Raw genomic sequence first — 12,289 nt, 5'->3', positions numbered from 1 at the left:
CGCTGCCACCAAGGCTCGACGCCCCTCAGGGCCGCCAGGCTTGCTGGGCGTCGAGCTGCATATCTATGAAAATGCATATTCATGAAAATGCATGGATCTGTCAATCGCTGAGGGGTGGCTCAAAGGGTCGAAAGATTAAGCAGCCGAACGGTGGCGATCTTCCTTGGCCGATACGTGGGATGCATGTCTGTGCATATAAAACGATCGCCCGGCGTCACGGCGTGCGACTGCAACGCCAAAAGTCCCGCTTAGCTGGCTGGACGATGCCAGCGCAGCGACATGCAGGACAGGCCGGCGTCGATCTTGCCTATCTCGGTCGTCTTGAGCGGCACCACCTTGTAGCCGAGCCGGTCGAGCATCTCGATGGTGCGTGGATAGTCAGAGCCTACCATCACCACGCCGTTGACACGCAGCGCGTTGGCGGCTGGCTCCTCGCCTGCCGGGATGGTGACCTGCCTGAAGCCATTGAACACGCCAGAACGCCCGAGCCTTTCGGTGGTAAGCATCGTCTCATCGTCGAGCAGCGAGCAGTCGGTCTTGAAATGCAACACGCCTTCCGGGGTCTGCACGATCTCGCCCTTGCGCCCGAGGCGGTCGAGGCTGGCGACGAGGCCGGCTGCGCCGGCGCGGTCGGTGCGGGCCGACAGGCCGATCATCACACCCAGTGGAGTCGTTAGTACATCGCCGCCGTCGGCGAAGCCTGATGACGGCAGGTCGAGCACGGTGCTGAACATCGCCTTCAGTGTTGGGGCGATTTCGGCGGTTTCCCTGACCCGGGTTTCGGCGCCGGGCCTGAGCAGGATTGCACCCTCAGGGAAAACCAGTGCGGGATCCTCGACGAAGATCGAGTCGGGGAAGTTTTCCAGCGCCGGCAGCACGGTGACCTCGACGCCCGTCGCCCGCATGGCTGCTATGTATGCCGCGTGCTCCGTCTTGACGCCGTCATAGGTTGGGTTGCCGCGATCGTCGGCGCGCAGACCGTTGACCACCGAGCGCGCCGGCTCGCGCACGATCGCCGCGTTGAATTCGTAGACGGCTGGCTTCGATGTCATGCTGCGTGCTCATCTTGCTGGGTTGGATTGACCGCAGCCTGCCCGAAACCATCTGGCATGTCGACGGGCTGGACATGGGCCAGGATCGCAGATGCGTCACTGCCCTCGTGCGCGTCGAAACTCGCTCGGCGACTGGCCTGATATGCGGCGGAAGTCGCGGCTGAAATGATAGGGATCGGCATAGCCTGAGCTCAAGGCCACCGCCGAGATCTTGGCTTCGGAGGAGGTCAGCAGTCGCTTGGCGAGGTTCATGCGTTCGTGGCGCATCCAGTCCATTGGCGTGGTGCCGGTCTTCTGGCGGAACTGTCGGTGCAACTGTGAGGCGCTGAGGCTGGAAATGTCCGCCATGTCCTCGATCTGCCAGTTGCGGGCGATGTCGGCCCTCAGCGCCCGCATCAGCCGCTGGATGCGTTCGCTGCTGTCTTCCTCCTGCTCGCCGCGTTCGGCGACCAGCAGCGCGATCAGCTGGCCGACAATGGCGTTCGACAGCGCGTCCGTGGTCTGGCTGCGATGGCCGAGCGTGCCGATCGCCTGCTCAAACAGCGGTTCGGCTGTGACAGATCCCGAAAAGACGGGCGACTGGCCGACACGCAGGAAGGCGAACACCGCGTCGAGACCGTGGCCGTCTATGCTCATCCAGAGATAGCGCCAATGGTCGGCCTCGGCGTGGCAGCCATGGGCATATTGCATCGCCGTATCGAGCCAGACGACGCTGCCGGCTCCAGCGGCGAAGCGCTGACCGGCGATCTCGATCAGGCCGCGGCCGGACATGGTCAGGATCAGCGTATGGTGGTGGAAGCGCCGCGTCACCAGCCCGTCGTTTTCGGTGAAGCGTGAGCGCCCGGCGACCAGGATCTTGTAGGGATAGGCCTCGGCGTGCCGCCCAGGCGTGTGGAACAGGATTTCGTCGCGGTGGTCTTTGGTCATTTTTGCGCAGGTCGGAAAGCTCGTCCTTTGCTAGCGTTGTAACGGCATGTCGCCGACGATGCGAGTTTTATCCATCAAGGCGCGACTGGGGTGCATTCATTTCGGCGCAGTTGCCGCTAGCCTAGGCAAGGATGCCGCATCGTCGCGGCAATTCATGTCAATTGGAGCGACCAGATGGCGAACGCTACCCCAAAGGCAAGCGTATCAGGAACGGCATTCGAGCCCCTGTCGAGCGCCTTCGCCCAGAACCCCTATCCGGCCTATGCGGGGCTGCGTGACAAGGGTGAGCCGCAGTTCTTTGCGGACTTCGACATGTGGCTGGTCGCTCGCTTCGACGATGTCGCCGCCATCGCCCGCGACAATTCCATGGTGCGTTCGCCCGAATTCTTCATGTCCGAAGAAGAGATCACTGAGCAGAAGCGCCGACAGAACTGGCTCGACATGCCGCACCATCAGCGCTTCGTGCAGTTCTCCATGCTCGACAGCGACGGCGACGTGCACGACCGACTGCGCAAGCAGGTGTTCCGTGAGTTCACACCCGTTTTCATCGCCCGGCAGCGTGGCATGATCCAGAGTTTCGTCGACAAGTTGGTGGACGGCCTGATCGATAAGGGCGAGATCGACCTCGTCGAGGACCTTGCCGCCCAGGTGCCGGGCCATATTATCGGCCGGGTGCTTGGCGTGCCTGATGAGGATTGTCCGCAGCTGCGCGTCTGGTCGGAACGGGTTGTCCAGTTCTTCGACATCAATCGCTCCGACGAGCGCAAGGCATTGGCCGAGCAGGCGACGACCGAATTCTACCACTACCTGTTGAAGCTGATGGCCGAGCGCCGCGCCGCGCCGCAGGAAGACCTGATCACCCGGCTGATGGCGGCGCAGGATGCCGGTCACCTCAATGAAGACGAACTGGTCTCGACCTGCATGCTGATCCTGATGGCCGGCCACGGCTCGACCATCGACGTGCTCGGCTCTGGCATGCATGCGCTGCTGCGCTTTCCCGACCAGATGGAGCGGTTGCGAAAGGACCCAGGCCTGATCCACACGGCGATCCAGGAGATGTTCCGCTTCGAATCGCCGCTGCCCTTCTTCCATCGTTACTCGACCACCGACTGTATGGTCGGCGGCAAGGCGTTCCCGCGCGGCACCAAGTTTGGCCTGCTCTATGGCGCCGCCAATCGCGACCCGGGAGCCTTCGGCGAAGACGCCGGCAGCTTCGATGTCGGGCGCAACCCCAACCGTCACCTCGCTTTCGGCGGTGGCGCCCATTTCTGCCTCGGCAACCATCTGGCGCGCCTCGACATGGAGGTCATCTTCACCACGCTGGTCAAGCGGCTGAAGTCGATTTCACTCGCTGAGGCCGAGCCTCAATACAAGCCCGGCCTGTCCGTGCGTGGCCCCAAGGCGCTGCGCCTGACGCTGACCCCGGCCTGATTCAGGAGACAACTCATGTACCGCGTAACTTTCGTCGATGCCGACGGCCAGGCAACCGAACTGTCGGCCAATGAAGGCCAGAGCGTCATGTCGGTGGCTGTTGCCAACGGCATCGACCAGATCCTCGCCGAATGCGGCGGTTCCTGCGCCTGCGGCACTTGCCACTGCTATGTCGACGAGACCTGGACCGAAAAGCTGCCTGCGCCCGACGATTCCGAGCAGGGCATGATCGAATGCCTGATGAACCCGACGGAGCGGAGCCGGCTTACCTGCCAACTCAAGATGTCGGCCGCCCTCGACGGCCTCGTCGTGCACTTGCCGCGCGAACAATATTGAGCGTGGCCGCCCCGGCCTAAAGGCGCTATCTCTAGGTCTTCCCGGTAACAGGAGGCTCTGATGACGCTGCAGCTGACGGGTATTCACCACCTGACCGCGATCACCGCCGACGTATCAGGCAATTTGCGTTTCTACACCGGGACGCTGGGCATGAGGCTGGTGAAGAAGACGGTCAACCAGGACGACACCAGCGCCTACCACCTGTTTTATGCCGATGGCAAAGCAAGCCCTGGCTCGGACCTGACCTTCTTCGACTGGCCGGTCGGGCGCGAGAAGCGCGGTAGCCACAGCATTTGCCGTACCGGCTTGCGTGTCTCGGGTGAGGCATCGCTGTCATGGTGGCGCGCGCATCTTGCAGCCAAGGGCATTGAGGCTTCCGAGATCACCGATATCGGCGGCTATAGAGCCGTCGACTTCGAAGACCCCGAAGGACAGCGCCTGCGGCTGGTCGACGATGGTGGAAAGGGACCGGCCAACGAATGGTCGGCGAGCACCATCCCGGCCGAGCACCAGATCAGGGGCCTCGGGCCGATCACCATCAGTGTGCCCGAACTTGCCAACACCGAGCTGGTGCTGACCAAGGTGATGAACCTGCGCAAGCTGATCGATTTCCCCTCGCCCGATGGCGAGGGCCATGTCCATGCCTACGAAATGGGTGAGGGCGGGCCTGCGGCCGAGTTGCACGTCACCGTCCAGCCGAAACTCAATCCGGCGATGCAGGGCGCCGGCGGCGTCCATCACGTCGCCTTCCGCACACCGGACGTCGAGCAGATCCACGAATGGACAGCGCGGCTGCAGGAGTTTCGGCTGCCGTCGAGCGGCGAGGTCGAGCGCTACTATTTCCGCTCGCTCTATTTCCGCGAGCCCGCCGGCGTGCTGTTCGAGATCGCTACCGACGGCCCTGGTTTTGCCGTCGACGAGCCGATGGAGACGCTCGGCGAACGCTTGTCGCTGCCGCCGTTCCTCGAGGGCAAGCGGGCGTCGATCGAGGCCAGGCTCAAGCCTCTGGTATAACCCGGCAAGGCGCGCCGTTAGAGATTGTGAGCGGCCAGCCAGTCCCTGACGATCTCGATATCGGCCGCCTCGAAAGCGTGGCCTGAGGATATGGTGCGGGCATCGACCTCGGCGCCGGCGTCGCGCAGCAGGCCGGCGAGTTCGGGGCCGAAGCTGCTGAACACGTCGACGTCGCCCGCGATCGACAGCACCTCGGTATCCGACAGGTCGGCCGCCGGCGGTTGTTCCAGCACCATCGCCGCGCGCAGCAGCGCCGCCCGCCTGATGGCGCCAGGATGCAACAGCATGGCGGCAGCCAGTATGTTGGCGCCGTTGGAGTGCCCGAGGAACACCAGCTTTGCCGGATCGAGCCGGTAAGCCTCGATGGCCCGCTCCACGAAGGCGACCAGCGCCTTGGCCTCCGACCTGATGTCGGCCTGGTCGAATCTGTTGGCCGAGAAGCGGCGAAACCAGCGTGGTGTGCCTTCGTCGTTGGCGCGGCCACGCAGCGCCAACAGCGTGGCGTTGGGTGCGGCCTTGGCGGCGAAGGGCAACAGGCTGGTCTCGTTGCCGCCGGAGCCGTGCAGCAAGACCATCGTCGTGCCGTCTGGGTTCTCGGGCGTGTAGAAGCGATGGACGAAAGGCAGCTCGCGATAGATGACGCGCTCCTCGCCCGGCCAGGCGAACTGCGGCAGCATCGTCTTGAGTTCGTCGATCTTGTCGGCGCGGTCGGGCGGCACGAACAGATGCGTGCCGAGTTCGTCCGGAGCCTCGTCCACCGTCATTCCCGGCGCGTCGGTCGCCAGCTCGATCAGTGTGCCGCCCGGCTCACGCACATAGAGCGAGTAGAAATATTTGCGGTCATGCACGTTGGTGATCGAGGAATTGCTGGAACCCAGTTCGCCATGCACCCGTTCGACCTCGGCGACGTCTTGGGCGCGGAAGGCGATGTGGTCGATGGTGCCTGTGCCCGGGGCGCTTGACCAGAAACCCGTGGCGTCCCTGACGTCGATGATGTCGCCGGCGTCCGAGACCAGCCGGCGGATGAACTCTGTGCTCTGGTCCGGCCGATAGCCGAAATGCTTGGCGACAAAACGCTCGGTCAGCTCGGGCACTTCGGTCATGATTGTGGCGCCACGGATGCGGCGGATGGCGTGCTCGACCGGAACGCTCGAACCGTCCCAATCCACCGGGGCGGGAAAGCCTGCTACCCCGACCAACTTGACGATCACGCCGTCGGGATCCTTCAGCCTTAGCGTAGGCTCGCCCATCTCTTCCATCGGGCCCGAAATCTCGATGTGATGCGACAGCGCCCGTGTCAGCCAGAACGCTATGCTGGTCGGATCGATGGCGAGCGCGATCTCACTCGGCTGGCCATGGCCGATGCGGCCGGGTCCGCCGTCCTCCCAGACGAGGAAGGTGATCAGCGTGCCGGGACTGGCCGCGCCGTCGCCATAGAACAGATGAAGCTGCGTCGCGTCCTCATAACCGCCGGTCTGCTTGACCAGCCGCAGCCCGAGAAAGCCGACATAGAAGTCGACATTGGCCTGCACCTTGCGGGTGATGAGCGTGATGTGATGGATGCCTGCGCCCATGATGCACCTCCGGCCGATTTGTTTTCGGCCGACATTCCCTCAGCCGGGCGGTAGGTGCAACCGATGTTCGATTGGCCAAAAAGAAAGGCCCCGACAAGCGGGGCCAGTCGATCTGGTTTTGCGAGCCTCAGGCCGACAGCGCCTTGGTCTCGCGGCGGCGAGCATGGAGAACATGCTCGGTGTACCCGCTCGGCTGCGTGCGTCCTGTGAACACCAGGTCTTCGGCCGCCTTGAACGCCGGGCCGTCGAAGTTTGGCGCCAACGGAGTGTAGCCTTCAGTTTCGGCATTCTGCCGGTCGACGACGGCTGCCATGCGCCGCATCGTTTCGCGCACCTCTGTTTCGCCGACGATGCCGTGGCGCAGCCAGTTGGCGACGTGCTGGGAGGAGATGCGCAAGGTGGCTCGGTCCTCCATCAGCCTGACATCGTCGAGGTCGGGCACAGTCGACACGCCAACGCCCTGGCCGACCCAGCGCACGACATAACCGAGCAGGCCCTGCAGGTTGTTTTCGAGCTCTGCCTTGATCTCGTCTGCGCTGTAGCTGCGGGGCGCCAACGGAATGGTCAAAAGGTCGGTCAGCGAGGCATGCTCCCTGCCGCGCAATTCGTCCTGCACGGCTGCGACGTCGACGAGGTGATAATGCATGGCATGCAGCACGGCTGCCGTCGGTGTCGGCACCCAGGCGGTGCTGGCACCGGCCAGCGGATGGGCGATCTTCTTGTCGAGCAAGCCGGCCATCTGGTCGGGGGCGGCCCACATGCCCTTGCCGATCTGGGCGCGGCCGGGAAGGTTGCGGGCAATGCCGACATCGACATTGTTCGCCTCATAGGCATTGAGCCAGGTGGCGCTTGCCATCTCGGCCTTGCGCATCATCGGGCCGGCTTCCATCGAGGTGTGGATCTCGTCGCCGGTGCGGTCGAGGAAGCCGGTGTTGATGAACACCGTGCGGTCGCGCACCTTCGACATGCAGGCGGCGAGATTGACTGATGTGCGGCGCTCCTCGTCCATGACGCCGATCTTCATCGTGTATTTGGGTAGGCCGACGAGCTCCTCGATTCGCTTGAACAACAGGTCGGACAGGCCGACCTCGTCGGGGCCGTGCATTTTCGGCTTCACCACATAAACCGAGCCGGTGCGGCTGTTGCGCAGGGCATTTTCGCCGCGGATGTCTTGTGCCGCACTGGCAACGGTGATCGCCGCGTCGAGGATTGCCTCCGGCACCGGCTTGCCGGCCTCATCCAGCACGGCGTCGGTGAACATATGGTGGCCGACATTGCGCACGAGCATGGTCGAGCGGCCATGCAGCACAAGCGTGCCACCGCCGGGTGCGGTGAAGACGCGGTCTTCGACCAGCTTGCGGGTGACGGTCTTGCCGTCCCTGACAAATTCCGAGCTCAGGCTGCCGTCCATCAGGCGCTGCCAGTTGCGGTAGACGACAACCTTGTCTTCGGCGTCGACTGCTGAAACCGCATCCTCGAGATCCATGATGATCGAGATCGCCGCCTCGACCGAAACGTCGGCAATGCCGGCGGCATCGAGCGCGCCGACCTGATGCTCGCGGTCGAACACCAACTCCATATGCAGGCCGTTATTGACCAGAAGCGCGCTCTTCGGCTCATGGCGTGGGCCGGTGAAGCCGGCGAACTGGCTGGGCGAACGAAGGTCGATCTTCTTGCCGTCGGCCAAGGTCACCTGCAGCTTGCCGCGCTCGACGATGTAGCCGACAGCGTCGGCATGGCGGCCGGCAGCCAGCGGCACGACCTGGTCCAGGAATTCGCGGACACGGGCGATGACCAGCCTGGCACGGGCCGGGTTGAACGCCTTGCTCTTTTCGGCGCCACCGGTCGCGGGAATGGCATCGGTGCCGTAGAGCGCGTCATAGAGCGAACCCCAGCGCGCATTGGCGGCATTCAGCGCGTAGCGGGCATTGGACAGCGGCACCACCAACTGGGGGCCGGCCATGGTACCGATCTCGGCGTCGACGTTCTTGGTGGCCACCTGGTAGGCGTCGGCGGCAGGTGCCGGCACCAGATAGCCGATGTCACGCAGGAATTGTTCGTAGGCGGTGCCGTCATGCGGCTTGCCCTTGTGCTCCAGATGCCAGGCATCGATCTTCGCCTGCAATTCGTCGCGAATGGCGAGCAACTCGTGATGCCGGGGCGCGAGGTCGCGAATGATCTCCGAAAGCCCGCTCCAGAACGCCGTGGGTTCAAGCCGGGCGCCGGGCAGCACCTCCTGCTCGACGAAGGCGCGCAGCGCCGGGTGGACTGAAAGGCCGGCGACGCTTTCATAGGTCTGGGTCATGGCAGGGCTCCTTCGATACGCGCGAGGCGCGGCAAATCTGTAAGATGCTGATGACAGCGATTGTATCCATTGACAAGCATTTTTTGATACAGGATAGTATCCAAGTGCTCGGGTCGCGAGGCTGGCCGCTGTCCGACGCGCCCAGACGGCTACTGCGCACCATTTTTTCCGGCGAGGCGTCAGCATGATCGGCATCATCAAGAGTTCATTGCCGGACGGCCGCAGCCTCACTGCTGTCGAGGCGCTGAAGGCCGCCGCGAAGCTGGGGCTGCAGGGGCTGCTGTTCAACTCACTGTTCGACGTAAGCCCGACGCTCGATCCGGCAGAATTGGCCGCTGCCCGGGCCGAGGCGAACCGCTTGGGCCTGGAAATCTCGTCGATGCTCGGCATCGTCAATCCGGCTCTGCCCGCCCGCAGCCAGCCGATCGTCGACGCCGGAGGTGGCGACATGCAGGCTGGTGTCGAGAGGCTGGTCGAACTCGCCGCCAGCATCGGCATCCGCGACATGTTCTTCATCATCGGCATGATCGAGGACCGCTTCGAGGCCGATGTGAGCTGGCAGGCCCAACTCGACGGCGTAGCTGAGCTGCTTGGCCGCTGCGCCCCGGCGCTGCGTCGGAACGGCTCGAAGCTGCTGCTCAAAACGCATGAGGAGATAGCAACATCAGAGATCGTGGCGCTGGTCGAAAGGATCGGGACCGATGTGCTCGGTGTGGCCTTCGACCCGGTCAACGTGCTCTGCCGGTTGGAAGATCCTGTCGCGGCTGCCCGGCGCATCGCGCCATACGCCGCTCAGCTTTACGTCGATGATGCCGTCATGCGTTTCCAGGAAAACGGCATCCGCCGCTTCCTCGCACCGCTCGGCGAAGGTTTTGTCGACTGGGATGGTATCAGCCCGCTCCTGCCCGACGCGAAAGTCTGGATCGAGATGCATGCCGGCCAGTTCGCCATGCCGGTGTTCGACCGGGATTGGCTCAGGCACCAGCCGCCGGTTGCCGTCGAAGAATTCGCCTCCGTGCTGGCGATGGCGGCGAAGTTTGGAACGCGCGAGGTGCCGTGGGACCAGGCGGCGCCTGTCGCGCGGCTGACACAGGCATTGCTTAGATGCCTGTCATAAACTTCTCGCCGCATTATTGGATACGATTCTTAAACTGAATAGCATATGAGGCGCCGGGCTTTGCCGCGACGTCGGACGTCAACACACAGTCATTGGCGCGGGAAGCGACCGCGCACCCAAGGAGGCCTTCATGCGTTACCCTCGCGACATGCGCGGCTACGGCGAGAACCCGCCACATGCCAACTGGCCGGGCGGCGCCAATGTTGCCGTGCAGTTTGTGCTCAACTACGAGGAAGGCGGCGAAAACAATATCCTGCACGGCGATGCCGCGAGCGAGGCCTTCCTGTCGGAAATCCCGGGTGCTGCGCAGTGGCCGGGCCAGCGCCACTGGAACATGGAGTCGGTATACGAATATGGCGCCCGCGCCGGATTCTGGCGGCTGCACCGCCTGTTCACCGAACTCGACGTGCCCGTTACCGTCTATGGCGTCGCAACCGCGCTGATGCGTGCACCTGAACAGTTGCGCGCCATGCAGCGGGCCGATTGGGAAATTGCCAGCCATGGCTACAAATGGGTCGAGCACAAGGACATGCCGGCCGACGCGGAACGTGCCCAGATCCAGGAGGCGATCCGCCTGCACACGCTGGCCACCGGCGAGCGCCCCACCGGCTGGTACACCGGCCGCTGCTCGGTCAACACCGTCGACCTGGTCTCCGAGGAGGGCGGCTTCGCCTACGTCTCCGACACCTATGACGACGACCTGCCTTACTGGCGCGAGCACCAGGGCCGCGAGCAACTGATCATCCCCTACACGCTCGAGGCCAACGACATGCGCTTCGGCACGCCGAACGGCTTCAATTCAGGCGACCAGTTCTTCGCCTATCTCAAGGATACCTTCGACTATCTCTATGCAGAAGGTGCTGCTGGGCGCCCAAAGATGTTCTCGATCGGCCTGCATTGCCGTCTCGTCGGCCGCGCCGGGCGCATTGCGGCGCTCAAGCGCTTCATCGAATACGTGCGGAGCCACGACAAGGTCTGGATCGCGCGCCGCATCGACATTGCCGAGCATTGGGCGAAGGAGCATCCTTACGTCAAGCCGAAGCTGGTGCCGTCGCAGATGGACAAGGCAGGTTTTGTGGACACTTTCGGCCAGTGCTTCCGCGGCGGGGAACTGCTCGCCGAACGCGCCTTCGACGGCGAACTGGCCCCGGTCAACGACAGCCCCTTCGGCCTGTTCTTTGCGCTACGCATGCAGTTTCGTGCTGCCAGCGAGGCCGAGAAGTTCGAGGTGCTGAAGGTGTACACGCCGCTCGACCCGCGCATCAAGGCGGCAAGGATCGTTGCCGACGAGAAGGACGCGAACAGCCTCGACGCGATGACCGCCGACCAAAAGCAGCGGCTGCTGGAACTGCTGGGCGCCTATGAAGAAAAATTCGGCTTCGGCGCCATCTTTGTCGTGCGCAACTACACCACCGCATCCCTGCTGGCCTCGCTGGGCGCGCGGATCAAGTCGGATCGCGACACCGAACTGGCCGTTACCTATGGCGAGATCGAGCGGCTGGCGGAGATTCAGGTCGAAGCGCGGTTTGCCGCGTAGGATTGGCGGTTTGCAGTGTGCGTCCTTCGAGGATCGCCCGGTGGGCGCGATCCTCAGGATGAGGACGGTTGTGCGTCACCGAAGCTACGCTTCCCCATGCCACATCCAGGCCGGGACAGGTTCCAGGTAGGGCTGGAGGGCGGGCCGCATCAACACGGCGCTCATCCTGAGGAGCCCGCGAAGGAGGTACCTATGTTAAAGGCTATGTCTCAGGCGTAACGCGACAGGATTTCGCTCAGGTTGCGCTTGGTGCGCTTGGTCTGGCCGATATTGGCCTGCTCGAACACCTGCTGCAGGTGCTCGATGATCGCATCTGCGCTGGCCTTGGGATCGCGGGCCCTGAGCGCCTGCAGGATCGCCACATGTTCGTCGACGCTGCAGTCGGTTTCCTGATGCGTACTGTGCTGGGCGAGGATCAGCGACGTCCGCGAGATCAGCGATTTGAGGAAGCCGGCGAGCACCTCGTTGCCGGCCATCTGGGCAGCGAGCAGGTGGAACTCGCCCGAGGCGACGATCGCCGCAGTATGATCGCCGGCGTGGCGGATGCTGTGTTCCTTTTCCAGATGCTGTTCCAGCATGCCGATCTGCTTGTCGGTGACGACGGTCGCCAGTTTGGAAAAGATCTCGCGTTCGATGGCGTTGCGCGCTTCGAACACCTGGCGCGCCTCGTCGGGCGTCGTGCTGGCGACGAAGGCGCCGCGGTTCTGCCGGAACTCGACCAGTGATTCGGTGTGCAGGCGGTTGAGCGCGGCGCGCACGATGGTGCGGCTGACAGAAAACAGCGCGCCGATCGATTCTTCGCTGAGCTTTGTGCCGGGGGTCAGTTCGCGCGCCAGAATGGCCCTGAACAGAGCTTGATAGATCGCATCGATCTTCGATCCGGCTTTCTCGTCGAGATCAGTATTCGCAGCTTTCGCCATTCTCTCACCAGCCAGTGTTGTACAGGCAGCGCGTATCAATGCTACGTCTCAGATGCATCGGCGCACGGCGGAAGAC

At 63.6% G+C, this 12,289-nt stretch carries 10 protein-coding genes; 5 read left to right on the top strand and 5 right to left on the bottom strand.

The window, feature by feature from the left end; translation table 11 throughout:
• Positions 1-248: 248 nt before the first annotated feature.
• Complete coding sequence (locus tag DY201_RS02795; RefSeq protein ID WP_115729885.1) at positions 249-1,052, bottom strand: arginine deiminase family protein; 804 nt, start codon at positions 1,050-1,052, stop codon at positions 249-251.
• A 96-nt stretch (positions 1,053-1,148) separates the two neighbouring features.
• Positions 1,149-1,979 (bottom strand): helix-turn-helix transcriptional regulator, encoded by an 831-nt coding sequence (locus DY201_RS02790; protein WP_115729884.1) that lies wholly within the window; start codon positions 1,977-1,979, stop codon positions 1,149-1,151.
• A 174-nt stretch (positions 1,980-2,153) separates the two neighbouring features.
• Between DY201_RS02790 and DY201_RS02785 the strand changes: the two genes are divergently transcribed.
• From DY201_RS02785 to DY201_RS02775, 3 genes are read left to right on the top strand one after another with little or no spacing between them, the layout of a single operon-like run.
• Entirely contained in the window at positions 2,154-3,410 is a 1,257-nt protein-coding gene (locus tag DY201_RS02785; RefSeq protein ID WP_115729883.1) for a cytochrome P450, read from the top strand.
• Positions 3,411-3,425: 15 nt separating this feature from the next.
• Positions 3,426-3,746: a 2Fe-2S iron-sulfur cluster-binding protein gene (locus tag DY201_RS02780; RefSeq protein WP_115729882.1), complete on the top strand. Its 321-nt coding sequence runs from the start codon at positions 3,426-3,428 to the stop codon at positions 3,744-3,746.
• A 60-nt stretch (positions 3,747-3,806) separates the two neighbouring features.
• Entirely contained in the window at positions 3,807-4,760 is a 954-nt protein-coding gene (locus tag DY201_RS02775; RefSeq protein ID WP_115729881.1) for a ring-cleaving dioxygenase, read from the top strand.
• 17 nt (positions 4,761-4,777) lie between these two features.
• On the opposite strand, the gene DY201_RS02770 is transcribed toward DY201_RS02775, so the two are convergent.
• Entirely contained in the window at positions 4,778-6,334 is a 1,557-nt protein-coding gene (locus DY201_RS02770) for a VOC family protein (RefSeq protein WP_115729880.1), read from the bottom strand.
• A 127-nt stretch (positions 6,335-6,461) separates the two neighbouring features.
• Positions 6,462-8,639: a malate synthase G gene (locus DY201_RS02765; protein ID WP_115729879.1), complete on the bottom strand. Its 2,178-nt coding sequence runs from the start codon at positions 8,637-8,639 to the stop codon at positions 6,462-6,464.
• A gap of 184 nt (positions 8,640-8,823) precedes the next feature.
• Here DY201_RS02765 and DY201_RS02760 point away from each other — a divergent pair, with 184 nt between their 5' ends.
• Together DY201_RS02760 and puuE are read left to right on the top strand one after the other, a co-directional pair.
• Positions 8,824-9,756: a sugar phosphate isomerase/epimerase family protein gene (locus tag DY201_RS02760; RefSeq protein ID WP_115729878.1), complete on the top strand. Its 933-nt coding sequence runs from the start codon at positions 8,824-8,826 to the stop codon at positions 9,754-9,756.
• 130 nt (positions 9,757-9,886) lie between these two features.
• Positions 9,887-11,293 carry an allantoinase PuuE gene (gene puuE, locus DY201_RS02755; RefSeq protein ID WP_115729877.1) on the top strand — a complete coding sequence of 469 codons (1,407 nt, stop codon included), beginning with the start codon at positions 9,887-9,889 and terminating at the stop codon, positions 11,291-11,293.
• 209 nt (positions 11,294-11,502) lie between these two features.
• Here puuE and DY201_RS02750 read toward each other — a convergent pair whose 3' ends face one another.
• Complete coding sequence (locus DY201_RS02750; RefSeq protein ID WP_115729876.1) at positions 11,503-12,213, bottom strand: GntR family transcriptional regulator; 711 nt, start codon at positions 12,211-12,213, stop codon at positions 11,503-11,505.
• Between the last annotated feature and the right edge of the window lie 76 nt (positions 12,214-12,289).

Source organism: Aminobacter aminovorans (assembly GCF_900445235.1).
Lineage (GTDB): Bacteria > Pseudomonadota > Alphaproteobacteria > Rhizobiales > Rhizobiaceae > Aminobacter > Aminobacter aminovorans.
This window is presented reverse-complemented; position numbering and strand designations above follow the sequence as displayed.

Excerpts from the sequence above, each read along its gene's own strand:
- DY201_RS02765 (WP_115729879.1), bottom strand. The coding sequence starts at position 8,639 with ATGACCCAGACCTATGAAAGCGTCGCCGGCCTTTCAGTCCACCCGGCG.
- DY201_RS02795 (WP_115729885.1), bottom strand. The coding sequence starts at position 1,052 with ATGACATCGAAGCCAGCCGTCTACGAATTCAACGCGGCGATCGTGCGC.
- DY201_RS02750 (WP_115729876.1), bottom strand. The coding sequence starts at position 12,213 with ATGGCGAAAGCTGCGAATACTGATCTCGACGAGAAAGCCGGATCGAAG.
- puuE (WP_115729877.1), top strand. The coding sequence starts at position 9,887 with ATGCGTTACCCTCGCGACATGCGCGGCTACGGCGAGAACCCGCCACAT.
- DY201_RS02760 (WP_115729878.1), top strand. The coding sequence starts at position 8,824 with ATGATCGGCATCATCAAGAGTTCATTGCCGGACGGCCGCAGCCTCACT.
- DY201_RS02790 (WP_115729884.1), bottom strand. The coding sequence starts at position 1,979 with ATGACCAAAGACCACCGCGACGAAATCCTGTTCCACACGCCTGGGCGG.
- DY201_RS02785 (WP_115729883.1), top strand. The coding sequence starts at position 2,154 with ATGGCGAACGCTACCCCAAAGGCAAGCGTATCAGGAACGGCATTCGAG.
- DY201_RS02775 (WP_115729881.1), top strand. The coding sequence starts at position 3,807 with ATGACGCTGCAGCTGACGGGTATTCACCACCTGACCGCGATCACCGCC.
- DY201_RS02770 (WP_115729880.1), bottom strand. The coding sequence starts at position 6,334 with ATGGGCGCAGGCATCCATCACATCACGCTCATCACCCGCAAGGTGCAG.
- DY201_RS02780 (WP_115729882.1), top strand. The coding sequence starts at position 3,426 with ATGTACCGCGTAACTTTCGTCGATGCCGACGGCCAGGCAACCGAACTG.